This window comes from Sodalis sp. RH19 (genome assembly GCF_047324215.1).
Taxonomy (GTDB): domain Bacteria; phylum Pseudomonadota; class Gammaproteobacteria; order Enterobacterales; family Enterobacteriaceae; genus Acerihabitans.
Genome location: NZ_CP178734.1, coordinates 1,903,441 through 1,926,675, shown reverse-complemented (window position 1 = coordinate 1,926,675; position 23,235 = coordinate 1,903,441). Strand labels below are relative to the sequence as shown.

Annotated in this window: 24 protein-coding genes, 2 pseudogenes and 1 riboswitch; of the genes and pseudogenes, 24 read left to right on the top strand and 2 right to left on the bottom strand. The window is 62.4% G+C overall.

Going from position 1 to position 23,235, the window contains the following annotated elements; genetic code table 11:
- Both pduB and pduA read right to left on the bottom strand, forming a co-directional pair.
- On the bottom strand, nucleotides 1-813 hold the full coding sequence (gene pduB, locus ACL2XF_RS08630; protein WP_410015132.1) for a propanediol utilization microcompartment protein PduB: 813 nt from the start codon (nucleotides 811-813) through the stop codon (nucleotides 1-3).
- Complete coding sequence (pduA, locus tag ACL2XF_RS08625; protein WP_331119187.1) at nucleotides 810-1,094, bottom strand: propanediol utilization microcompartment protein PduA; 285 nt, start codon at nucleotides 1,092-1,094, stop codon at nucleotides 810-812. The genes pduB and pduA overlap by 4 nt, the downstream gene beginning before the upstream one ends.
- Nucleotides 1,095-1,721: 627 nt before the next feature.
- Between pduA and ACL2XF_RS08620 the strand changes: the two genes are divergently transcribed.
- The 24 genes and pseudogenes from ACL2XF_RS08620 (at nucleotide 1,722) to ACL2XF_RS08505 (ending at nucleotide 23,185) form a co-directional block, all read left to right on the top strand.
- On the top strand, nucleotides 1,722-2,552 hold the full coding sequence (locus ACL2XF_RS08620; protein WP_410015131.1) for an MIP/aquaporin family protein: 831 nt from the start codon (nucleotides 1,722-1,724) through the stop codon (nucleotides 2,550-2,552).
- 229 nt (nucleotides 2,553-2,781) lie between these two features.
- The gene (gene pocR / locus ACL2XF_RS08615; protein ID WP_410015130.1) at nucleotides 2,782-3,717 is read left to right on the top strand and encodes a transcriptional regulator PocR; all 936 of its coding nucleotides are present in this window, start codon (nucleotides 2,782-2,784) and stop codon (nucleotides 3,715-3,717) included.
- 313 nt (nucleotides 3,718-4,030) lie between these two features.
- Nucleotides 4,031-4,214, top strand: a riboswitch (cobalamin riboswitch).
- A 124-nt stretch (nucleotides 4,215-4,338) separates the two neighbouring features.
- Complete coding sequence (locus ACL2XF_RS08610; RefSeq protein WP_410015129.1) at nucleotides 4,339-5,703, top strand: cobyrinate a,c-diamide synthase; 1,365 nt, start codon at nucleotides 4,339-4,341, stop codon at nucleotides 5,701-5,703.
- A complete protein-coding gene (gene cbiB / locus ACL2XF_RS08605; RefSeq protein WP_413722835.1) occupies nucleotides 5,700-6,662 on the top strand; it encodes an adenosylcobinamide-phosphate synthase CbiB in 963 nt (320 codons plus the stop codon). Before ACL2XF_RS08610 ends, cbiB begins: the two co-directional genes overlap by 4 nt.
- A 49-nt stretch (nucleotides 6,663-6,711) precedes the next feature.
- On the top strand, nucleotides 6,712-7,365 hold the full coding sequence (locus tag ACL2XF_RS08600) for a cobalt-precorrin-8 methylmutase (RefSeq protein WP_413728436.1): 654 nt from the start codon (nucleotides 6,712-6,714) through the stop codon (nucleotides 7,363-7,365).
- On the top strand, nucleotides 7,362-8,486 hold the full coding sequence (cbiD, locus tag ACL2XF_RS08595; protein ID WP_410015126.1) for a cobalt-precorrin-5B (C(1))-methyltransferase CbiD: 1,125 nt from the start codon (nucleotides 7,362-7,364) through the stop codon (nucleotides 8,484-8,486). Before ACL2XF_RS08600 ends, cbiD begins: the two co-directional genes overlap by 4 nt.
- On the top strand, nucleotides 8,483-9,127 hold the full coding sequence (locus ACL2XF_RS08590) for a cobalt-precorrin-7 (C(5))-methyltransferase (protein WP_413728435.1): 645 nt from the start codon (nucleotides 8,483-8,485) through the stop codon (nucleotides 9,125-9,127). Before cbiD ends, ACL2XF_RS08590 begins: the two co-directional genes overlap by 4 nt.
- Complete coding sequence (locus ACL2XF_RS08585; protein ID WP_410015124.1) at nucleotides 9,117-9,695, top strand: decarboxylating cobalt-precorrin-6B (C(15))-methyltransferase; 579 nt, start codon at nucleotides 9,117-9,119, stop codon at nucleotides 9,693-9,695. The genes ACL2XF_RS08590 and ACL2XF_RS08585 overlap by 11 nt, the downstream gene beginning before the upstream one ends.
- The gene (locus ACL2XF_RS08580; RefSeq protein ID WP_410015123.1) at nucleotides 9,679-10,452 is read left to right on the top strand and encodes a cobalt-precorrin-4 methyltransferase; all 774 of its coding nucleotides are present in this window, start codon (nucleotides 9,679-9,681) and stop codon (nucleotides 10,450-10,452) included. Before ACL2XF_RS08585 ends, ACL2XF_RS08580 begins: the two co-directional genes overlap by 17 nt.
- A complete protein-coding gene (gene cbiG, locus ACL2XF_RS08575; protein WP_413728434.1) occupies nucleotides 10,433-11,506 on the top strand; it encodes a cobalt-precorrin 5A hydrolase in 1,074 nt (357 codons plus the stop codon). Before ACL2XF_RS08580 ends, cbiG begins: the two co-directional genes overlap by 20 nt.
- Complete coding sequence (locus ACL2XF_RS08570; RefSeq protein WP_413722839.1) at nucleotides 11,506-12,246, top strand: precorrin-3B C(17)-methyltransferase; 741 nt, start codon at nucleotides 11,506-11,508, stop codon at nucleotides 12,244-12,246. The genes cbiG and ACL2XF_RS08570 overlap by 1 nt, the downstream gene beginning before the upstream one ends.
- Before the next feature lie 59 nt (nucleotides 12,247-12,305).
- Nucleotides 12,306-13,112, top strand: coding sequence for a precorrin-6A reductase (gene cobK, locus ACL2XF_RS08565; protein ID WP_413728797.1), 807 nt, complete (start codon nucleotides 12,306-12,308; stop codon nucleotides 13,110-13,112).
- Nucleotides 13,109-13,897, top strand: coding sequence for a sirohydrochlorin cobaltochelatase (cbiK, locus tag ACL2XF_RS08560; RefSeq protein ID WP_410015119.1), 789 nt, complete (start codon nucleotides 13,109-13,111; stop codon nucleotides 13,895-13,897). The genes cobK and cbiK overlap by 4 nt, the downstream gene beginning before the upstream one ends.
- On the top strand, nucleotides 13,894-14,625 hold the full coding sequence (locus ACL2XF_RS08555; protein ID WP_413728433.1) for a cobalt-factor II C(20)-methyltransferase: 732 nt from the start codon (nucleotides 13,894-13,896) through the stop codon (nucleotides 14,623-14,625). Before cbiK ends, ACL2XF_RS08555 begins: the two co-directional genes overlap by 4 nt.
- 15 nt (nucleotides 14,626-14,640) lie before the next feature.
- Entirely contained in the window at nucleotides 14,641-15,375 is a 735-nt protein-coding gene (gene cbiM, locus ACL2XF_RS08550; protein ID WP_413722842.1) for a cobalt ECF transporter S component CbiM, read from the top strand.
- A gap of 1 nt (nucleotide 15,376) precedes the next feature.
- A complete protein-coding gene (locus ACL2XF_RS08545; protein ID WP_413728432.1) occupies nucleotides 15,377-15,733 on the top strand; it encodes an energy-coupling factor ABC transporter substrate-binding protein in 357 nt (118 codons plus the stop codon).
- Nucleotides 15,726-16,404, top strand: a pseudogene (locus ACL2XF_RS08540) (energy-coupling factor ABC transporter transmembrane protein). The gene ACL2XF_RS08545 and the pseudogene ACL2XF_RS08540 overlap by 8 nt, the downstream one beginning before the upstream one ends.
- A 9-nt stretch (nucleotides 16,405-16,413) precedes the next feature.
- A complete protein-coding gene (locus ACL2XF_RS08535; protein WP_413728431.1) occupies nucleotides 16,414-17,229 on the top strand; it encodes an ATP-binding cassette domain-containing protein in 816 nt (271 codons plus the stop codon).
- Entirely contained in the window at nucleotides 17,226-18,767 is a 1,542-nt protein-coding gene (locus tag ACL2XF_RS08530) for a cobyric acid synthase (RefSeq protein WP_413728430.1), read from the top strand. Before ACL2XF_RS08535 ends, ACL2XF_RS08530 begins: the two co-directional genes overlap by 4 nt.
- Nucleotides 18,764-19,306: pseudogene (gene cobU / locus ACL2XF_RS08525) on the top strand (bifunctional adenosylcobinamide kinase/adenosylcobinamide-phosphate guanylyltransferase); the annotation flags it as partial. The gene ACL2XF_RS08530 and the pseudogene cobU, both read left to right, overlap by 4 nt.
- 95 nt (nucleotides 19,307-19,401) lie before the next feature.
- Nucleotides 19,402-20,151 (top strand): adenosylcobinamide-GDP ribazoletransferase, encoded by a 750-nt coding sequence (gene cobS / locus ACL2XF_RS08520; protein ID WP_410015112.1) that lies wholly within the window; start codon nucleotides 19,402-19,404, stop codon nucleotides 20,149-20,151.
- Entirely contained in the window at nucleotides 20,148-20,756 is a 609-nt protein-coding gene (locus ACL2XF_RS08515) for an adenosylcobalamin/alpha-ribazole phosphatase (RefSeq protein WP_413728429.1), read from the top strand. The genes cobS and ACL2XF_RS08515 overlap by 4 nt, the downstream gene beginning before the upstream one ends.
- Nucleotides 20,757-20,785: 29 nt before the next feature.
- Nucleotides 20,786-21,841, top strand: a complete 1,056-nt coding sequence (cobT, locus tag ACL2XF_RS08510; protein ID WP_413728428.1) for a nicotinate-nucleotide--dimethylbenzimidazole phosphoribosyltransferase — start codon at nucleotides 20,786-20,788, stop codon at nucleotides 21,839-21,841.
- Nucleotides 21,842-22,024: 183 nt separating this feature from the next.
- Complete coding sequence (locus ACL2XF_RS08505; RefSeq protein ID WP_413722848.1) at nucleotides 22,025-23,185, top strand: efflux RND transporter periplasmic adaptor subunit; 1,161 nt, start codon at nucleotides 22,025-22,027, stop codon at nucleotides 23,183-23,185.
- Nucleotides 23,186-23,235 lie beyond the last annotated feature (50 nt).

The following is a 23,235-nucleotide window of genomic DNA, read 5'->3' as shown; positions in this document are numbered from 1 at the left end:
TTAAATATAAGACGGACGATCGTTATGCGGCACCGCGCCGAGCGTGCCGAGCAGGGTCTTGCCGATTTCACGGGCGGAGGTCACCGCCTGGCGCACCGCGCCGGAATCGCCGGAGACCACCAGGATCACTTCGTTGCTAAAGCTGGTGCCGTTGGACGGGGAGCTGTAGGAAACCACATCGACGTTGGCGGATTTCACCGCCGTATCGGCCATCACCACGCCGATGGCGGCGGGGGCGCCGACTATCACGCCGCAGGCTTTGCCGATCGGCGCGCCGAAGGCTTTCTCCAGCGCGTAGCTGGCGCGGGCGCTATACTGCAGCTCGATATGGCCCGCCTCATTGCTGTAGACGTCGCCGAACGTCCGGTCCAGCTCCTTGAGCGCCACTTCCACCGCCCGTTTCACATCGGACACGTCCTCGCCGCCGAAAATGATCAGCGAGCCGTGTCCCGCGCCGCCTTTGGTGTCGCGGGGTAATTCGATGCTGACCACTTCGGTATTGGTCGCCTTGACCGCCTCGTCCGCCGCCATAATGTGCGGACCCGCGCCGATGCGCGTGCCGAGAATACCGATCGAGCGGTAGCGTTTTTCCAGTTTCATCGCCGTCAGCACTGCGCTGTCGACATTGGCGATCACCAAACCGATGGTGTCGCCCATGGCCGTGCCGACGAATTCCGTCAGGTTACAGGTGTTTTCCGACATATCCGGACCTCGTTCCAATGGGGAGAGAGAAGGGGGCGCCGCGGGGGCGTCGTCACCGATTTTCGCCATCACCTGGGCCAGGATCGCCTCGATGACCTTATCGGTGTTCATTCGCGGGTACCTTTAGGCAAAAATTTCTCCACATCCGCGTGGGGACGTGGGATGACATGGGTGGCGATCACTTCACCGACGTTGGCCGCCGCCATGGCGCCGGCATCGGTGGCGGCTTTCACCGCGCCGACGTCGCCGCGCACGATAACCGTCACCAGACCGGAACCGATTTTTTCATAACCGACCAATAACACATTGGCCGATTTCACCATGGTATCGGCCGCCTCAATCGCGGCGGTCAGACCTTTGGTTTCCACCATGCCCAGGGCTTCTTGTTGCATTTTTATTACCTCGACCAATCATTAAAATTCTGAGGATGTCCGAGGTAAAATATACGCATAAGCGATAAAAAATAGTGGCTTGATTAGGGTGAAAATAGAAGAAATGATTGGCGGTGGCATAGCAAAAAATTGTCATTTCAGTTTGAAAATGCGGCGCCCTGGCTGGTTTTTATCGACTTGTGCAATAACACCAATTAATTTTTTACCTTCCATAATTCAATAATTGATCTTGAAATTCAGGCCCGGCTGTGATTTTTCCGGCGACCCGTTAACGGTAAAAAATAATGCCAGAGCAATAATATAGTATGGCGAAAAAACGGCAATGCCTTGCGCGGCAAGGCTTGCAGCGCCTATGACCCATAAAAATTATCGACTGTGGCGATTATTTTATATTTTAAAAAACGAAATTTTATGTCTTGTTTTTGTTACGTAAAAAGATAATTGCAGGCGAGATCTCATTTGATTGATAAATAACTTTGCTAAACGCCATGGGGGCATATAGCGTAGTGCCTTGAAGGTCTTATGTTCATTAAAAAGATTTTTTAAAAATAGACAAAATGTCAGTCGGAAGCAATGCGATTTCACGCTAATAATTATTTCATTTCGACCTCATACAGGAAAATTACGATGAGCGACACTCTACGAACGGTAAAAGGGCAATGTGTTGCCGAATTGCTGGGTACCGGGCTGTTTATGTTTTTCGGCACCAGCGTGCTGTGCGCGGCCAAGCTCGCCGGCGCCAGCTTCGGCCTGTGGGAGATTTGCGTGGTGTGGGGGCTGGGCATTGCGCTGGCGGTGTATCTGACCGCGGGTATTTCCGGCGCCCATCTGAATCCGGCGATAACCATTGCCCTGTGGCTGCTGGCTAATTTCGAGGGCAGGAAAGTGCTGCCCTATATCCTGGCCCAGGTGGCGGGGGCCTTCTTTGGCGCGGCGCTGACCTATCTGCTGTACCATAATATGTTCGGCCTCTACGAGCAGTCCCACCAGATGGTGCGCGGCAGCCAGGAGAGCTTGTTCCTGGCCAGCATCTTTTCCACTTATCCGGCAAGCGCCATCAGCGTCGGGCTGGCCGCGTTGGTGGAAACCGTCATCACCTCCATCCTGATGGGGCTTATCATGGCGCTGACCGATGACGGCAACGGCGTGCCCAAAGGTCCGCTGGCGCCGTTGCTGATCGGTATCCTGGTGGCGGTGATCGGTGCGTCCACCGCGCCATTGACCGGTTTCGCCATGAATCCGGCGCGTGACTTCGGCCCCAAGCTGTTCACCTTTTTTGCCGGCTGGGGCGAGGTGGCGATGACCGGAGGCCGCGAGATTCCCTACTTTATCGTGCCCATCGCCGCCCCCATCGTCGGGGCGATCCTGGGCGCCGCGGTATACCGCTTCCTGATAGCGCCCCATTTGCCCGGCAATATTAAACAGGACGCGGCGGGACAACCGCCGCTGCAATCTTAAACCCCGGGCAACCCGGCCGGCACCCGGCTTCAGGACCGGGTGCCGGCGCAATCCTATAATTGTGTGATAGAGCACGGTTTTGAATAAGGAAAAAATGATTAAATCCCAAACGGCTTTAAGATATTGCGTCGTAATCGCTGCATCTTTCATTAAAACGTAACAATCAGGCGAAATATATCTTTTTTGTTACTGGTTTATTAAAAATAAGTAAAGCGCGAGAGGGCATAATATGAATTCCGGTAGTTTTATGGATTCAGAACTGATAAATAAAATCGCGCATGATTTCGCTAATGCCACCAATTTGGCTGTAGTGGTAGTCAATATCCACGGCGAGGAAGTTTCGGATTTATATCATTTCACCCCGTTTTGCCAATCATTGCGCCAGGATCCGGAAATGGGCCGCCGCTGCCGCATGAGCGACCGCTGCGGCGGACTTGAAGCCTCTAAATCCAATCAGCCCTGTATCTACCGCTGTCACGCCGGGTTGACCGATTTTTCCATTCCCCTGGTCATCGGCGGCCATTTGGTGGGATTTGTGCTGTGCGGCCAGGTGCGCATCAATGATACCGTCAAGCTGCCCGAAGTGCAGGAGAGCAGTTCCTTCACCTGGCGCCAGAACGGCGTGCTGGCCGAGCATTTCGAGAACATTCCGGTTATCGATTACGACCGGCTGCTGTCTTCCGCCGATTTGCTGAAAATCATCGTTGATAATTACCTTAAGCAACAGCTTGATTTCGTGGTAATTAAAGAACACGCGCCGGCGAGCGCCGGGCACCGGGCGGCGATCCCAAGCGCGCATGACGGCAAAATGAAAAAGGTGCTGCGTTATATCGACAGTCATTACTCCGAGGACCTGCGTCTTGAGGACGTGGCGGCGATGGTCTATCTCAGCCCTTATTATTTCAGCAAATTATTCAAAAAATACCAAGGCGTGGGTTTTAACGCCTACGTGAACCAGCAGCGTATGGAAAGCGCGCGCCAGATGCTGGAGCAAAGCGACTGGTCCATCGCCGTCATTGCGCGCAACCTCGGTTTTTCCCAGGCCAGCTATTTTTGCAAAGTATTTCGCCAGGCCTATCGCATTACCCCCCAGGCGTATCGTGAGCAGCGTTTATCCGCGCTGAATAACAGCCCGGCGAAAAATATCGCCATGCCGCGTAATTAATCCTTTTTCCCTTTTGTCGCTTTAATTATTGTGACGTTATTATTTCCAGCCGATCGTGATCTCATTTTTTAAATTTAACCAACGCTATTTAATGCTATGGCTTTCGCCGCTGAAAATGGCCGCTCATCGCGCCATGCCGTGGCATGGCTAATTGCCGATAGCTAAAAAGTGTTATCCCCCGACAATAAATTTTAATCAAATCATCGCCGGCGAACATTTTTTTTGATCCAATCCGGGGTATATTTTCCCCAGATACTTTAGATTAACGATGACAGGGGCGCCGCCGGCAACGATTTGCCATTTCCGCGCGGCGCCAATGCCAATGTTACCAGGTTGCACGCGCCGCAAGGCCGTCAGGGAAGGAGGTGTGAATCCTCCGCAGCCCCCGCTGCTGTAATGCCGACGAATCCGGCGTCACCACTGATCGAAAATGATTGGGAAGGGCCGGAGGAGGATGACGCAAAGCCAGAAGACCTGCCTGATAACAAGAGCCGTACCGGCTCGGTAACAACTCCTTCGGTGGGAAGCGGGTTGTCCTAACGACTGCGTCGGGATAGCGCCTTTCCGCCGCCGTTGCTTACGACAATCCCGTTCGGCCCGCCCTGGCATTACGGGATACGGATGAAAGCGATACTGATTGGCGGCGCGCAAAGCGGGACCGGGAAAACATTGCTGACGCTCGGCCTGCTGCGGGTGCTGGCCAGGCGCGGCCTCAGGGCGCAGCCGTTCAAGTGCGGGCCGGATTATATCGATACCGGCTGGCATGAAGCGGTCAGCGGCATCGCCTCGCATAACCTGGACGCCTATATGCTGGGGGCTGACACGCTTAACGGCCTGTTTAACCGGCATATGCAAACTGCCGACGTGGGCGTTATCGAAGGCGTCATGGGACTCTACGACGGCCTGGGCAGCGACGGCGGCGACTGCAGCAGCGCCGCGCTGGCCAAGCAGCTGGGCGTGCCGGTGGTGCTTATTATCGACGGCAAGGCGGTATCCACCTCGGCCGCCGCCACCGTACTGGGCTTTCAACTGTTTGATCCCGCCGTCAACATCGCCGGCATTATCGTAAACCGGGTATCCTCCGCCAATCATTTCAACCTGATTAAAACCGCCATTACCCGCTACTGCGATCTGCCGGTGCTGGGGTATCTGCCGCCGCTCAGCGACTGGGCATTGCCCTCCCGGCATCTGGGCCTGGTGCCGGCGCAGGAAAACCGGCGCCTGGAGGCGCAATGGGACCAACTGGCGGATGCGGTGGAACAGCATATCGATATCGATTGTCTTCTGCGTCTTGCCGACTGCCAGCCCGCTCCGGGCCGCCTGCCCGCACCGCCCGCCGCGCCGCGTTATGCGCAGCTGACGCTGGCGCTGGCCGAGGACGAGGCGTTTCATTTCTATTATCCGGATAATCTGCAGCTCCTGCGCGATATCGGCGTGCGTATCGTGCCGTTCAGCCCGCTAAACGATCGGGAACTGCCGGCGTGCCAGATGATTTACCTCGGCGGCGGTTTTCCGGAACTCTTCGCCGACCGGCTGACGGCCAACGGCGCGATGCGGGCGGCGCTGCTGCGGGCCGGTCTGCAGGGCACGGCCATCTACGCCGAATGCGGGGGGCTGATGTACCTGGGGACTTCCCTGGAGGATCAGCAGGGCCGCGTCTTCCCCATGGTCGGCCTGTTGCGCGGCGTCAGCCGCATGAGCGAGGGACTCAAGCGTTTCGGCTATTGCGAGGGGCGGGCGCTGGCCGATAATCTGCTGACCGCCAGGGGAGAAACGTTACGCGGTCACGAATTTCACCATTCCGAATTTATCACCGATGAGCCGCCGCTGTTTACCCTCACCAAACGCGCCGCCGGCGGCGAGGTAAAACAGTGGCCGGGCGGTTATGGCGACGCCACGCTTCTCGCCAGCTACCTGCATGTGCATTTTTACCAGCGCCCGGCCTTGCTGCGGCGCTGGCTGGATAAAGGATGCGAGCTGCTATGACCTTGAGCGCCTACCTCGCCGGCTACCTGCTGGATCTGTGGCTTGGGGATCCGCCGCACTGGCCGCATCCGGTGCGCTGGATAGGCCATGCCGTCACGGGCCTGCAACGCGTTATCCGCCGTTGCTGCCGCAGCCGCCGGGCGCTGTATATCGGCGGCGGCGCGCTGTGGCTGCTGGTGGTGGGCGGCAGTGGGGGATTGACCTGGGCCTTGCTGCGCCTGCTGTCCTTTTCGCCCGCGCTGGAGTGGCTGGCCACCGCCTGGCTCACCTACACCCTGCTGGCGACCCGCTGCCTGCGCGATGCCGCCATGGCGGTTTATTACGTGCTGCGCGCGGACGACCTGGCGGCGTCGCGCCGGCAGCTGTCCTACATTGTCGGCCGCGATACCCAGCACCTGACGCGGCCGCAAATGATGCGCGCGGTGGTGGAAACGGTGGCGGAAAACAGCGTTGACGGCGTGATAGCGCCGCTGTTCTGGCTGTTTATCGGCGGCGTGCCGCTGGCGATGGCCTATAAGGCGGTCAATACCCTGGATTCCATGGTGGGGTACCGCACGCCGCAGTACGAAGCCATCGGCTGCGTATCGGCGCGAATGGACGACGCGGCCAACTGGCTGCCGGCGCGATTGGGCTGGCTGCTGCTGGCGCTGGCCGCCGGCCTGTTGCGTCTGGACGGGCGCGGCGCCTGGCGCATTGGCTGGCGCGACCGTTATCAGCATAAAAGCCCGAACTGCGCCTGGTCGGAGGCGACGGTGGCGGGCGCGCTGGGGGTGCGGCTGGGCGGACCCAATGATTATTTCAGCATCCGGGTGGAAAAACCCTGGATTGGCGAGGCGCGGCGCGAGATTGCCCTTGGCGACATCATCCACAGCATCCGCTTGATGTATGTCGCCTCCGCGCTGATGCTGGCGACGATGTGCCTGCTCCGCGCCGGCGGCGCGGGATTAGGGTGGTGGTGAGACTTAACAGGGCTGTATAACAGGGCGCAGGCCCGGAGCTGTAACGCGAATGAGTTATATCAAACAACCGCAACAAATCGAGCGCACCAGTTTTGCCATTATCCGGGAGATCATTGCCCGCGAGCGTCCCGATTTCCATTTCCAGGATATCTGGCAGGAAAAAATCATCCTGCGCGCCATCCACACCAGCGCCGACTTCGACTGGCTGGATATTCTGCATTTCTCGGCCGGCGCGGCTGAACGCATGGCCGACGCCCTGAGCCGGGGCTGCACGATATATACCGATACCACCATGGCGCTGTCCGGCATCAATAAGACCGCGCTGGCGCAGCTGGGCGGCAAAGCGGCTTGTTATATCGGCGATGCCGGTATCGCCGAGCAGGCGCGGGCGCAGGGCATGACGCGCTCAATGGCGGCGGTGGACTATGTGGTGGCGCGCGCCGGCCGGGAGCCGGACAACAGCCTGTTTGTGTTCGGCAACGCGCCCACCGCGCTGTTTCGCCTGCTGGAGCATGTCGGTCGGTCGGATTACCGGCCGCAGGGGGTGATAGGCGTGCCGGTGGGGTTTGTCGGCGCCAGCGAATCCAAGCAGGCGCTGGCCGACAGCCCGTTGACCTGCATCGCCGCGCTGGGCCGCAAAGGCGGCAGCAATATCGCCGCGGCCATCGTCAACGCCCTCCTTTATCAACTGCGGGAGGCATGATGGACGACGTGGTCTGGCACAATGGCCGGGCGCTGCGCAAGGGGTATACCACCGGATCCTGCGCCACCGCGGCGGCTAAAGTCGCCGCCGAGATGCTTTTGCGCCAGCAGGTGATAGATACCGTTTCCATCGTGACGCCGTCCGGCGTCACGCTGTGCCTGAACGTCGAGCTGCCGTTGATAAGCCCCGGCGAGGCCACCGCCGCCATTCGCAAGGACGGCGGCGATGACGTGGACGCCACCGACGGCATGCTGATTTTTGCCCGCTTAAGACTGCGCGCCGATGCCGCCATTATCATCGAGGGCGGCGCCGGCGTGGGCCGGGTAACCCGCAACGGCATCGGCCTGGCTATCGGCCAGGCGGCGATTAACAACACTCCCCGTCATACCATCGAGACGGCGGTGCGCGAGGTCATCGGGCCGGATCGCGGCGCGGATGTGGAGATTTTCGCCCCGGAAGGGGAAGCGCGGGCGCGGAAAACCTATAACGCGCGCCTGGGCATCCTGGGCGGTATTTCCATTATCGGCACCAGCGGCATCGTGACGCCGATGTCGGAGGAAAGCTGGAAGAAATCCCTGTCGCTTGAGCTGGGCATGAAGCGCGCCGACGGCATGGACCGGGTGATCCTGGTGCCGGGCAACCACGGCGAGCGTTTCGTCGGCGAACGGCTGGGCATCGATAAACGTTACGTTGTCACTATGAGCAATTTTGTCGGCTATATGCTTAAGGAGGCGGAGCGCCTGGGGTTTCGCCAGATCCTGATGGTCGGCCATTTCGGCAAACTGGTGAAGGTGGCGGCGGGGATCTTCCATACCCATAGCCATATCGCCGACGGACGCATGGAAACGCTGATTGCCTGGCTGGCCTTGTGCGACGCCCCCCACGCGCTGATGCATCAGGTGGCGGCGTGCGTGACCACCGAGGAGGCGATGGCGTTAATCGACGCCGCCGGCTGGCAGCGGGTATACCCGGCCATTGCCGCGCGCGTCGCCGCCCGCATGGCCGAGCTGTTGCGTTTTTCCTCTGCGCCGCCCCGCTGCGACGCGCTGCTGTTCTCCTTCGATCAGCAGATCCTCGGCAGCAGCCGGCCGGCGGCGGAACTGAGAGAGGCCTTCCGATGAACAGGAGGGTTGACGATAACGGCCACCGGCACGCGCCCCGGTTAAGCGTGGTCGGGCTGGGGCCGGGGGATGGCCGCTACCTGACGCCCGGCGCCCGGCGGCTGATCGATCAGTGTTCGGTGCTGATCGGCAGCCCGCGCCAGCTGGCGTGTTTTCCTGGGTTCCAGGGCGAAAAGCGGCCGTTCGGCCCGTCCCTGGCGGCGCTTGCGGCCTGGCTGGACGCCCATCCCGACGTGGACACGGTGGTGCTGGCTTCCGGCGACCCGCTATTGTACGGCATCGGCGATTACCTGAGCCGGCGCATGGGGGCGGAAAACCTGCATATCGAGCCGGGGATCAGCGCGGTGCAATACCTGTTTTCACGCCTGCGCATGGCGATGAACGATGTCTATCTCACCAGCAGCCATGGCCGCGCGCCTGATTTTGATTTTTTGCTGCTGCACCCCAGGGTGGCGATGGTCACCGACGAACGCATCGGTCCTTATGAAATCGCCCGCGAGATCCTGGCGCGCGAGCGGCCGCGGGTCATGATTATCGGCGAAAACCTGTCCTACCCCGATGAACGTATCCACCGGCTGCCGCCCGCGCAGGTGGCGCGGCATTATGCAATGAACGTGGTGGTGATCCTCGATGAGAGATGAAGAATTTATCCGCGGCCCGGTGCCGATGACCAAACGCGAAATCCGGCTGGCGTCGGTGGACCGGCTGGAGCTGGCGCAGGCCCGGCTGCTGATTGACGTCGGCGCCGGTACCGGCAGCGTCGGCATCGAGGCGGCCAGCCGCTACCCCCAGCTGCGGGTGATGGCGGTGGAGCGCAATCCCGACGCGCTGGCGCTGATTCGCGCCAACAGCGCCAAATTCGCCCTGGACGAGCGTATGGACATCGTGGCCGGCGACGCGCCGCTGCCGCTGGCGGTAAGCGCCGATGCTGTTTTTATCGGCGGCAGCGGCGGCAACCTGGCGGCGATTATCGGCTGGGCCGGTGAACTGCTGGTGCCGGGCGGACGCCTGGTGATTAACCTGATTTTGCAGGAGAACCTCGGCGAGGCGCTGGGCGCGCTGCGCCAGGCGCCCTTCGTTCGCGCGGACTGCGTCCAGATGCAGGTTGCCAGCCTGGCCCCGCTGGGCAGCGGACACTTTTTTAAACCGAACAATCCCGCTTTTATTATTTCCTGTCTCAAGGAGAACACTCATGACAGAGCCCTTTGACCGCCGGCTGATCTGGTTTGTCGGCGCAGGACCGGGCGACCGGGAACTGATCACCCTGAAAGGCTACCGGCTGTTATGCGCGGCGGACGTGGTGATCTACGCCGGATCGCTGATTAATCCCGCGCTGCTGGACTATTGCAAGCCGGGCGCGGCCTGCTATGACAGCGCCGGTCTCAACCTGCGGCAGATTATCGGCCATATGAGCGAGGGTATCGCCGCCGGCAAGCTGGTGGTGCGCCTGCAAACCGGCGATTTATCCCTGTACGGCTCGATCCGCGAACAGATTGAAGAACTGGCGTTGCTGAATATCGGTTTTAGCACCGTGCCCGGCGTCAGCGCGTTTCTCGGCGCCGCGGCGCAGCTTGGCGTGGAGTATACCGTGCCGGAAGTGGCGCAAAGCCTGATTATCACCCGTATGGAGGGGCGCACGCCGACGCCGGCGCTGGAAGCGCTGGAAGCGTTTGCCGCGCACCGCACGTCGATGGCCATTTTCCTGTCGGTACAGGCTATAGAGCGCGTGGCGCAGCGGCTGGTGGACGGCGGTTATCCCAGCGACACGCCGGCGGCGGTGATTTTCAAGGCCACCTGGCCGGAGGAAAAAACCGTACGCGGCACGCTGGCGGATATCGCCGGCAAGGTCCGCGCGGCCGGCATCGGCAAGACGGCGCTTATCCTGGTGGGCGCCTTCCTGGGCGACGAATACCACTACTCCAAACTGTATCACGCGGAATTCACCCATGAATATCGTCAAGCCTGAGTCGGTCGCCCTGTTTTGCCTGACCCCCGGCGGCGTTCAGTTGGCCAAACGGCTGTCGGCGCTGATCCCGATGACCTGTTTTACCAGCCAGAGTTTGCTGGAGCCGGGATTTGATGCGTTTCACGGCACGCTGTCCCATACGGTGGCGGAAGTGTTCAATACGTATTCGGCGCTGATATTTATCTGCGCCACCGGTCTGACGGTGCGGGTTATCGCGCCGCTGATTAAAGATAAGTTCAGCGATCCGGCGGTGGTGGTGATCGACGATCGCGGCCACCAAGCCATCAGCCTGCTGTCCGGTCATATGGGGGGCGCCAACGCGCTGACCGGCTATATCGCCGGGCTGATCGGCGCCACGCCGGTGGTCACCACCGCGACCGATGTCAACCAGCTGGCCGCGGTGGATATCCTGGCGCAGCAGTTGAACGCCACCATGACGGATTTTCGCCAGACGGTGAAAAAGCTTAACCAGTTGCTGGTGTGCGGCGGGCGCGTCGGGCTGTATTGGGACCAGACGTCGCTGGCGACGATAAAAATGCGCTGGCCGGAAGAGTATTGCGATACCCGCGGCCTGGTGCTGGTCACCGATCTGGACGATTTGCCCGAACTGGACGCGCTGCTGTACGTCAGTTTGCACGACAGCGTGCCGGAGGTGCCGGTGCCGGTGTACAAACTGGTGCCGCGCTGTGTGGTGGCGGGTATCGGCTGCCGCCGCGACACGCCGCCGTCCACCGTGGCGAACCTGCTGGCGCGGCAACTGGCGGGACTGCATATCGACCCGCTGGCGCTGCGCGCCATCGGCAGCGTGGCGATTAAACGCGACGAACCCGCGCTGCGCCATCTGGCCAATCAATGCTGCGTGCCGTTCGAGATTTTTTCCGTCGATGCCCTGAAACCGGCCGCCGCCCGATTTCCCGGCTCGGACTTCGTGAAGCGCGTGGTGGGCATCGGCAGCGTCTCCCAACCCGTCGCCTGGCTGATGAGCAACGGCCGCCTGGTGGGCGATACGCTGCGTACCCAGGGCGTGACCATAACCTTAGGAGTTTCCTGCTGATGCTGTATGTGATTGGTATCGGCCCGGGCAGCCAGGCCGCGATGACCCTGGAGGCGCTTGACGCCATCCGCGACGCCGACATTATCGTCGGCTACAAAACCTATACCCACCTGGTCAAGCACCTGACCGGCGACAAACAGGTGATCAAGACCGGCATGTGCAAGGAAATCGAACGCTGCCAGGCCGCGCTCGATCTGGCGGTCACCGGCCAAAAGGTGGCGCTGATCAGTAGCGGGGACGCCGGCATCTACGGCATGGCGGGCCTGATCCTGGAACTGGTGACGGCGCAGGGGCTGGACGTGCAACTGAAGCTTATCCCCGGCGTCACGTCCAGCACCGCCGCGGCCTCACTGCTGGGCGCGCCGCTGATGCATGATTTTTGCCATATCAGCCTGAGCGATCTGATGACCCCCTGGCCGGTGATTGAACGGCGCATCCTGTGCGCGGCGCAGGCGGATTTCGTGATCTGCTTTTACAATCCGCGCAGCCACGGCCGGCCGGATCACCTGGCCAACGCCTTTGCCCTGATGGGCCGTTATAAATCGGCGCACACGCCGGTGGGCGTGGTACGTGCCGCCGGGCGTAAAAAACAGGAAAAATGGCTGACGACGCTCGGGGATATGGACTTCGCGCCGGTGGACATGACCTGCCTGGTGATTGTCGGCAACCAGGCGACCTACTGCCGTGACGGCCTGATGATCACGCCGCGCGGCTATCAAATCCAGGCGGACGCGCAGTGACGGCGGGCCGGATATGCCCACCTGCAGCAGCCCGGGAGCCGGTTGACGGCGGCGGCGGGATTGTCCGCGCGCCGGCGCCCCAGGTGCATATCCTCGGCGGCACGTCCGACGCGCTGGCGTTATGCCGGGTGATGGCCCGGCGCGGAGTGTCCTATAGCCTGTCGGTGGCCACCGCCACCGGCGAGGCGCTGGCGGCGGGCGTGGGCGGCGCCAGGCAGGTGGGCCGTATGGACGCCGCCGGCATGGCCGGGTGGCTTTCGGGGGCGCGCTGGGTTATCGACGCGTCCCATCCCTATGCCGAGCTGGCGTCGCAACATCTGGCGGCGGCGTGTCGGGCGCTGGCGCTGCCGTTGACGCGTTATGAACGTCCCAGCGATATCGACGCCATCACGCATCCCCGTTTATTACCGGTGGGTTCGATAGAGCAGGCGTGCCGGACGGCGGCGGCGCTGGGACAGCGCATCCTGCTGACCACCGGCAGCAAACAGCTGGCTGATTACGTCAGGCTGCTGCCGGGCAAAACCCTCATAGCCCGCGTGCTGCCCACCGCCGCGATCCTGGCCCAGTGCGCGGAGCTGGGCCTGGGCGTCAGCCAGGTGATCGCCATGACCGGTCCCTTCAGCCGCGAGCTGAACCTGGCCCTGTACCGCCAGTACCGGCCAGAGGTCATGATCACCAAGGAATCCGGCCGGGAAGGAGGCTACGCCGAAAAGGTCTTGCCTTGCCTGGCGCTGAATATCCCCTGCGTGGTCATCCGCCGGCCGCTGATGCGGTGGGATGACGTGATAAGCACGCCGGACGCGTTTGAACACCGGCTGGACCAGTGGCTGAACGCCGCCGGCACGGCGAATAAGGAATCATCATGAAAAAAGCGCTGTTGACCATCAGTTTCGGCACCACCTACACCGAGGCGCGCGAGCGCAATATCGACGCCTGCGAACGGCGGCTGGCCGCCGCATTCGCCGATCGCGTCCCGTTTCGCGCCTTCACCTCCGGCATGGTCATGCGCAAGCTGGCGCAGCGGGACGGCCTGTTTATCGATTCGCCGCAGCAGGCGCTGGAAAAACTCTGGCAACAGGGCTATCGGGATGTGGCGATCCAGTCGCTGCATATCATCAACGGCGATGAGTACGAAAAAATCCTGCATCACGCCGCGGCCTGGCGCGGACGTTTCGACCGGCTGCATATCGGCGCGCCATTGCTTAACGACGAGCGCGATTACGGGCGGCTGATGGCGGCGCTACAGGCGCAAATGCCCGCGCTGGCCGACGACGAGCGGGTGGTGTTTATGGGGCACGGCACCCGCCATCATGCGTTTGCCGCCTACGCATGCCTGGATCATATGCTGGCCGCGCGCGGTATCCCCGCGCTTATCGGCGCGGTGGAAAGTTATCCCGATCTGCAACTGGTCATCGCGCGGCTGAACGCCCAAAAGGTACGCAAGGTGCATTTAATGCCGCTGATGCTGGTGGCGGGCGATCACGCCATCAACGATATGGCGTCCGGGGAGCCCGATTCCTGGAAAAGCCAACTACAGCGTGCCGGCTACGCATGCCGGTGCTGGGTACAGGGGTTGGGGGAAAACCCGCTGGTCCAGCAGCTGTTTGTCGATCATCTCCTGGATCGCGTCACCGAAGAGGTGATGCCATGACCGGCCGGCTGTATGCCATCGGCACCGGGCCGGGCGCCGCCGATTTGATTACGGTGCGCGGCGCCCGCGTGCTCGGCCAACTGGATGTGCTGTACGCGCCGGCGGGACGCAAGGGCGGCGACAGCCTGTCGCTGAGTATTGTGCGCGAATATCTCGCCGCGCGGGTCGATATCAGGACGCGCCATTTTCCCATGAGCCTGGACGCCGGGGAAAAGGATGCCGTGTGGGACGCGGTGGCCCGCGAAATGACCGCTGATGTGGAGCAGGGACTGCAGGTGGGTTTTATTACCCTGGGAGACGCCATGCTGTACAGCACCTGGGTATTTTTACTGGCGCGGCTGCAGGGGCGCATACCCATCGACATTATTCCCGGCGTCACCTCGTTCGCCTGCATCGCCGCCCGGGCGCAAATGCCGCTGGCGATGGAAAGCCAGTCGCTGGCGGTGATGGCCTGCACCGATGATGAAAGCGCGCTGGAACAGGCGCTGCTGTCCCATGACTGTGTGGTGCTGATGAAGGTGTATGGCCGTTTTGCCCGCATCCAGGCGCTGCTGGGCCGCCTTGGCCTGCTGGAACACGCCCTGCTGATGGCGGACGCATCGTTGCCGCAGGAGAGGTGCTTCCGCGCGCTGGGCGACCTGGCGCCAGATCAGGCGTTACCTTATTTTTCCACGGTGGTGGTCAATAAAGGCTGGCCCGCCGCCGCAACAGCGCATTTTAATGGATAACCGAGGAGTTAACCGATGAACCTACAGATTGGCAAGGGGATGTCCGCGTTCGGCGCCGGCATGACGCTGTTATTGCTGGTGGTGCCGCAGGATGCGTACGCCATGCATATCATGGAGGGTTTCCTGCCGCCGATGTGGGCGCTGGCCTGGTGGCTGCTGTTTTTACCCTGTCTGGCGATCGGACTGACGCGCATGCGGCGGATTGTGGCCGAGGACAGCAACCGCAAGGTGCTGCTGGCGCTGTGCGGCGCGTTTATCTTTGTGCTGTCGGCGCTGAAAATCCCGTCGGTGACCGGCAGCTGTTCCCATCCCACCGGGGTGGGCCTGGCGGTGATTATGTTCGGGCCGTGGGTGCTGTCGGTGCTGGGGGCGGTGGTGCTGCTGTTCCAGGCGCTGCTGCTGGCCCACGGCGGCCTGACCACCCTGGGCGCCAATGCCATTTCCATGGCGGTGGTCGGCCCGATGGTGGGGTATGTGGTCTGGCGGCTGTCGCTGCGCTTAGGCCTGCGGCGCGATGTGGCGGTGTTCCTGTGCGCCATGCTCGCCGATCTGTCCACCTATATGGTGACGTCGCTGCAACTGGGACTGGCGTTCCCCGACCCGGTGTTTGGGTTTACCGGCTCGGCGCTGAAATTTATGGGCGTGTTCTGCCTGACGCAAATCCCCATCGCCATCGCGGAAGGACTGTTAACCGTCATGATTTACGACCAACTGACCAAACGGCAGTTGTTAACCGTCGGGAGTCATTAAAATGAAAAAAATGCTGATATTGCTTTCCCTGGTGGTGGCGCTGATGGTGATGCCGTTTTTTATCAACCATGGCGGCAGCTACGGCGGATCGGACAACGAGGCGGAAGGTCTGATAGGCACCCTGGCGCCCAATTATAAACCCTGGTTTTCGTCGCTCTATGAACCCGCCAGCAGTGAAATCGAAAGCCTGCTGTTTACCCTGCAAGGCTCGATCGGCACCGGGGTGGTATTTTATATTCTCGGTTTTTATCGCGGCAGGGAGAGCCGCGGCAAAAACAAGCGCGGTGGGGAAGGCCGCGGCGATGGCCGCCAGCCCGAAGATGAAGACGACGCCGGCCGGGACGGACGTCATGCTTGAAATCGATCGCCTGTCCTGGCAAAACCGCTGGCAGGCGCGGGATCCGATGCGCAAGTTCGTTCTCTATGCGGCCTTGCTGGGCATTGCGCTGCTGACATCGCCGCTGTATCAATGTGCCACCCTGCTGCTGCTAATCCCCTTGACCTGCTATGTGGCGCGTGTGGGTCTGGCGCGCTATCTGCGCTGGCTCAGCGTGCCGCTGGGATTTCTGGCGGTCAGCCTGCTGAGCATCGCGGTATCTTTTGCCTGGTCCGGCGGTAGTATGATCTACAGCGTGCGGTTGGGAAGCCTGTACCTGGGGCTGGATAAACAGGGCCTGGCGTTGGCCAATCTGGCCATGTGGCGCAGCATAACCGCCCTGGCGGCCACCTATTTATTCGTGCTGACCACGCCTTTTACCCAGATTATCCAGATCCTCAAACGCTGCCGCCTGCCGCGGCTCTCTGATCGAGCATACCCTGCTAAGCTATCGCTTTATTTTTATCTTTCTTGACGAGGCCAACGCCATCCGCCAGGCGCAGTCGCTGCGCTTCGGTTACTGTTCGCTGCGTACCGGCTATCATTCGCTGGCGATGCTGGTGGGCATGCTGATGCTGCGGGTCATCACCCGCTACCGGGAAATGTCCGTCGCGCTGGAGGTGAAATTGTACCAGGGCGAATTCCATTTATAAGGATCGACGATGTTAGCGACCGAAGCACTCAGTTTTTCCTGGCAGCAGGATCAGCCGGCGCTGTGCGATTTAACGCTGGATTTCAGCCGCGGCCGGGTCACCGGCTTGATTGGCGCCAACGGCTGCGGCAAGTCCACGCTGTTCATGAACCTGCTGGGTTTGCAAAAGCCGCAAAGCGGCAGGGTGCTGTGGCGGGGCAAGCCGCTGGACTATGATAAACGCAGCCTGCTGGCGCTGCGCCAGCAGGTGGTCATGGTGTTCCAGGAACCGGATCACCAACTGTTCTATACCGATATCGACAGCGATATCGCGTTTGCCCTGCGTAACCTCGGCGTGAACGAAGCGGTCATCCAGGCGCGCCTGGCGCAGGCGCTGACGCTGGTGGGGGCCAACGGCTTTCGCCACCGGCCGATCCAGTACCTCAGCCATGGCCAGAAAAAACGCGTGGCCATCGCCGGGGCGCTGGTGATGCAATCGGATTACCTGTTGCTGGACGAACCCACCGCCGGACTGGATCCGCAGGGCCGCGAGGCGATGATCGGCATTATCCAGCGCATCGCGGCCCAGGGCCGGCACGTCATCATCGCCAGCCATGATATCGATCTGATTTATCATATCTGCGATTACATCTATGTCATGGCGCAGGGACGGCTGCTGGCCGAGGGCAGCGAGCGGGAGGTGTTCCAGCAAGCGGCGATGCTGGCGCGCGCGGGGCTGAGCCAGCCTTGGCTCATCAAGGCGCATACCCGGCTCGGCATGCCGCTGGTGAAGACGGAAGATGAACTGTTCGCTTTTTACGAACAATCCCGGGAGGCAAAAGTATGACGATGTCAATCATGGTACAGGGCACCGCGTCCGACGTGGGTAAAAGCGTCCTGGTAGCCGGGCTGTGCCGTATTTTTGCCCAGGACGGCCACCGCGCGGCGCCGTTTAAGGCGCAGAATATGGCGCTGAATTCCTGGATCACCCGCGATGGCGCTGAAATGGGCCGGGCGCAGGTGTTCCAGGCCGAGGCGGCGGGCATTGAGCCGGACGTGCGCATGAACCCGGTCTTGCTCAAGCCGACCAGCGATCGGAAATCGCAGGTGATCGTCATGGGCGAGGCGCTATGCCACATGGACGCCATGGATTACCATCGCTACAAGCCGCAGCTGCGCGCGCGGGTCGGCGAAGTATTCCGCAGCCTGGCGGCGGATTTCGACATTATCGTGCTCGAGGGCGCCGGCAGTCCGGCGGAGATCAACCTGCGCGATCGCGATATCGTCAATATGGGCATGGCGCAACAGGCGAACGCGCCGGTGCTGCTGGTGGCCGATATCGACAAGGGCGGGGTGTTCGCCGCCATTTACGGCACCCTGGCGCTGCTGCGCCCGGATGAAAAAGCGCGGGTCAAGGGGGTGATTATCAATAAATTCCGCGGCGACCTGGCGCTGCTCAAGCCCGGGATCGCGCAAATCGAGGCGCTGACCGGCGTGCCGGTGGTGGGCGTGATGCCATGGTTCGACGAGCCGCTGGAAGATGAGGACGGCGTCGCCCTGCAAGGGGATAAATACCGCCTGGGCGGCGCCCGTGAACTGGATATCGCCGTGGTGCAGTTGCCGCATATCGCCAACTTTTCCGATTTTAACGCGCTGGCGGTGCAGCCGGATGTACGGCTGCGTTATGTAAAGCGCGGCGAAGCGCTGGGCGTGCCGGATCTGCTGATTATTCCCGGCAGTAAAAACACCTTGGGCGATCTTGCCTACCTGCGGGAAAATGGCATCGATGCCGCTATCCATCGCGCCCATGGGCAAAGCGTGCCGGTTCTGGGCATCTGCGGCGGTTTCCAGATGCTGGGCAGGCGGGTCACCGACGGCATCGAGTCGGGCATCGCCGAAACCGACGGCCTGGGGCTGCTTGATTGCGACACCCGCTTCGAGCCGCGTAAAATCACCACCCAGGTGGAGGCCGGCGTACAGGCCTTGCCGGCGGGCATCTTCGCCGCCGCGGGCGGCCTGGCGCTGAGCGGCTATGAAATCCATATGGGCCAGACCACGCTTGGCGCCGGCGCGCGTCCCTTCGCCACGTTATTACGGCAAAACGGCCGCCCCTGCCGGCAGGACGACGGCGCGGTTAACGCCGCGGGCGACGTGGCCGGCAGCTATATTCACGGGCTGTTCGACAGCCCGTTGTTTACCCGGGCGCTGCTTGACGCGCTGCGCGCGCGGCGCGGCCTTGATGCGCTGGATACGCCGGTGACCGGCTGGCGCGAGCGCAAGGAGCTGTCGTTTGATGCGCTGGCAGGCCAGATGCGCGCCCATATCGATATCCCGCTGCTGTACCGTATTATGCGTGAGCAGGCGGCGACGGGAGAACCGGCATGATACTGGTGACCGGCGGCGCGCGCAGCGGCAAAAGCCGCCTGGCCGAAAGCCTTGCCGCCCGCGACGGCGGCGCGGTGCTGTATATCGCCACCTCGGTGGTGACCGACGAAGAAATGGCGCAGCGGGTGGAAAAACATCGCCGCGATCGTCCCGCGCACTGGCTGACCTGGGAGGGCCATCGCGATCTTGACCGGGTGATCCGCGCCCATGCCGGCCGGGTCGAGGCGGTACTGCTGGAGTGCGTCACCACGCTTATCACCAACCTGCTGTTTGACCAGGCGGGCGCCACGCCGCCCGATGCGATGGATTTCGACGCCATCGAGCGCCATATCGCCGGGCATATCGACGCGCTGATCGCCGCCTGCGCCGACACGCGCTGCCGGGTGGTGCTGGTCACCAACGAACTTGGCATGGGCATCGTACCGGAAAATCTGCTGGCCCGGCGGTTTCGCGATATCGCGGGCAGGGTCAACCAGCGGCTGGCCGCCGCTGCTACCGACGTCTGGCTGGTGGTATCCGGCATTCCGGTGCCGATCAAAGGCGGCGACCGTCCCGGCGCCGGCGCCGACCAGAGGGACCAGCCTGCCGGCAATCCCTGCGCAAATACTCACGATCGCCACGGCGGAGCAACACAATGACGTCTTTTCTGGCCACCCTGCAATTTATGACCCGCCTGCCTGTGCCCGCGCGCTGGACGCGGGATTTGCCGCTGGACGCCTATGCGCGCGGCGTGATCTGGATGCCGGTGGTGGGATTGGTGGTGGGCGGGTGCTGCGCGCTGGTCTTCGCCCTGGCGCAGCCGGCGTTCGGCACGCCGCTGGCCGCCCTGCTGGCGGTGCTGGCCAATGCCATGGTCACCGGGGCCTTTCATCTCGACGGGTTGGCGGATACCTGCGACGGTATTTTCTCGGCGCGCAAGCGCGAGCAGATGCTGGAGATCATGCGCGACAGCCGCATCGGCACCAACGGCGCGCTGGCCATGGTATTCGCCATCGGCCTGCGGCTGGCGGCCATGGCGGCGCTAAGCCTGCATCCCGGCGGCGCGCTGCCCTATATCATCGCCGCTCCGGTGGTAAGCCGCGCCCTGATAAGCATTCTGATGTATCACCAGCGCTATGCCCGCGAAACGGGGCTCGGCAACGTCTATATCGGCAAAATCAGCGGTCATCATTTTGCCGTGACGCTGCTCGCCGGCATGCTGCTGACCCTGGCGATTGCCGGCCTGCGCGGCCTTGCTGCGGCGCTTATCGTCCTGGCGCTGGCCTACGGCTACCGCGCCAGGATTAACGCGGTGCTGGGCGGCCAGACCGGCGATACCCTGGGCTGCGGCGTGGAGGTATTCGAATGGCTGTTTTTGCTCGCGGCCCTGGCCGTTCCGCTATGAGACTCTATTTAGTGCGTCACGGCGAAACCCATGCCAACCGCGACGGCGTTTACTGCGGCGTCAGCGATGTGGTCCTGACGCCGAAGGGACGCTTCCAGGCGCACCGGGTGGCCTGGCAACTGGCGGAGATTCCCTTCGGGCGGGTCCTGACCTCCAGGCTCAGGCGCAGCCGGGAGACGGCCGATATCATCCGTCCCGGCATGCCGCCTGAGGCCTGGCAGGAATGGGACGAAATGAATTTCGGCGCCTGGGAGCTACGCCATCATCGCGATCTCGCTACGCAGGATCCGCAGCGCTATGCGGCCTGGTGCGACGATTGGCAGCATGTGGCCCCGCCCGGCGGCGAAGGGTTCCAGGCGTTTGCGCAGCGGGTGGGGCTTGCGGCCGCGCGCCTGCGCGAACAGGACGGCGCGGACGCTATCCTGCTGGTGGCCCATCAGGGCGTGCTCGGCGTACTGCTGGCCACGCTGCTGGGAATGCCGCCCGCCGCCATGTGGCATTTTCCCTTCCGCCAGGACGCCTTTACCCAGGTCACGCTTAACGACGGATTTTGTGTGCTCAACCAGTTAAACGACAGCGGCCGGGCCATGATGCCCGCACGCTGAAACCGTAACCCATTTTCCAGGAGAAGATAATGAAAACACTGCAACAGGTCATCGACGCCATCCGGCCTTTGGACGAGAAGGCCATGGCGCGGGCGGAACAACGTCTCGACGGCTTGCTTAAGCCGCCGGGAAGTCTTGGCCGCCTGGAGACGCTTGCCGTCCAGCTGTCGGGCATTATGGGCGACCGGCCGCTGGCGTTTGCGGGTAAAGAGATGATGGTGATGGTGGCCGATCACGGGGTATACGAAGAAGGGGTGGCGGTATCGCCGCGCATCGTTACCGCCATCCAGGCGGCGAATATGGTCAAGGGCACCACCGGGATCTGCGTGCTGGCGGCCAACGCCGGCGCGGCCGTCACCGTGGTGGATCTGGGCATTGACTGCGAGCAGCCTTTGCCCGGACTGCTGGACCGGCGCATGGGCCGCGGCTGCGGCAATATCGCCACCGGTCCGGCGATGACCGCCGGCCAGGCGCGCACCGTACTTGAAACCGGCGCGGCGCTGGTTGCCGACGCGGTTGGCCGGGGCATCACCTTATTCGGCGTCGGCGAGCTGGGCATGGCGAACACCACGCCCGCCGCCGCGCTGGTGAGCGTGTTAACCGGCGCGCCGGCGCAGGACGTCGTCGGCCGCGGCGCCAACCTGCCGCAGTCCATGCTGGCGCATAAAATCGAGGTGGTGGAGCGCGCCATCGCCGTAAACCGCCCGGATGCGCGGGATGGCCTCGACGTGCTGGCGAAAGTGGGCGGTTATGATCTCGGCGGCATGGCCGGCGTCTTGCTGGGCGCCGCCGCCGAGGGGGTCCCGGTGATACTGGACGGTTTTCTGTCCTACGCCGCCGCCCTGGTCGCCTGCCGCATCGCCCCGCAGGCGCGGCCTTATTTGATCCCCTCGCACCTTTCCGCGGAAAAAGGGGCGAAGATCGCCCTGGCCCATCTGGATCTGCGGCCTTATTTTGATCTGGAGATGCGCCTGGGCGAGGGCAGCGGCGCCGCGCTTGCCATGAATCTGGTGGACGCCGCCTGCGCCGTTTATAACGACATGGGCACGCTGGCGGACAGCGCTATCGTCCTGCCCGCCCATTAAACGCCACCGCGGGCGGCAACGTGCCTATCCGGCGGTTGCCGCCCGCCCCGGCGGCAATATCGTGCCTTTTGCCGCCGCCCTCTATTGACCCTCCCGCGCTTACCCTGCATGCTCTGCAATACGACCGGTCGTATTATTTTTTCTCTTTTATCGTCTTTTATCTTTTCAGGCAGAGGATGTTCCATGAGCACACCCAAGTACGGCGCGCGCCTTGCGCCGCTATTATTGCTGCCGGCGCTGGCTGCCCTGATGGCCGCCGGCTGTAAGCCCGCCGCCCCGGCGCAGCAAACACAGCAGGCGATCCCGGTGGCGGTGACCACCGTGATGTTCCAGCCGGTACGCCAATGGGACGATTTTACCGGCCGGCTGGAAGCCATCCAAAGCGTGGACGTCAGGCCGCGGGTCGGAGGTTTTATCGATGCTATCGCGTTTGACGACGGCGCGCGTGTCCATAAGGGCCAGGTGCTGTACCAAATTGATCCCAGGCCCTATCAGGCGGAGGTGGACCGGCTGGAGGCCGGGCTACAGCAGGCGGTGGCTAACGCGGCGCTCGCCAGGACCAACCGCGAGCGCAGCCGGCGGCTGATCGTGGTGAACGCGATTTCCAGCAGCGAGCTGGATGCCCAGGAGGCCAACGCCAAAGTCACGGTGGCCAATGTGGCCGCCGCGCAGGCGGCGCTGGCCACGGCGCGGCTTAACCTGTCGTTTACCCAGGTGAGCGCGCCCATCGACGGGCGCATTTCCAAGGCGCTGATCACCCGGGGCAATCTGGTGACCACCGACAGCCTGCTGACCACCATTGTCTCCGATAGCCCGATATACGCGGCGTTCAATGTGGACGAGCAGGCCTACCTGAAATATGCCGCCGCCCAGCGCGGCAAGGATAACGCGGTCTTTATCGGCCTGATGGGCGAAAACGGTTTTCCCCACCGCGCGCGCCTGCGTTTCCTGGATAACGTGGTGGATCCCCGCAGCGGCACCCTGGCGGCCAGGGCGGTCTTGGATAATGCCGACGGCAGCCTGACGCCGGGCCTGTTCAGCCGGGTGCGCCTGGTGTCCTCCGAGGTGCAGCGGGTCGCCCTGCTGCCGGAACAGGCGCTGGGCACCGATCTGGGCAAACGTTATGTGCTGGTGCTGGATAAGGACCGGCGGGTGCAATATCGGGCCATTACCCTGGGACAGGCGGTGGGCGAGTGGCGCATCGTGAAAAGCGGGCTGAACGAGGGCGAACAGGTGGTGGTGGACGGGCTGCAAAAAGTGCGGCCGGGAGACGTGGTGGCGCCGCACGCCGCCACTGCGGATACGTCGCCGGCCGCGCTGGCCGCCTTGCTTCCCCATGATTAGCGGTGACCTGATGAAAGGCATCCGCGGCAGCGGCGCCATGGCCTGTTACC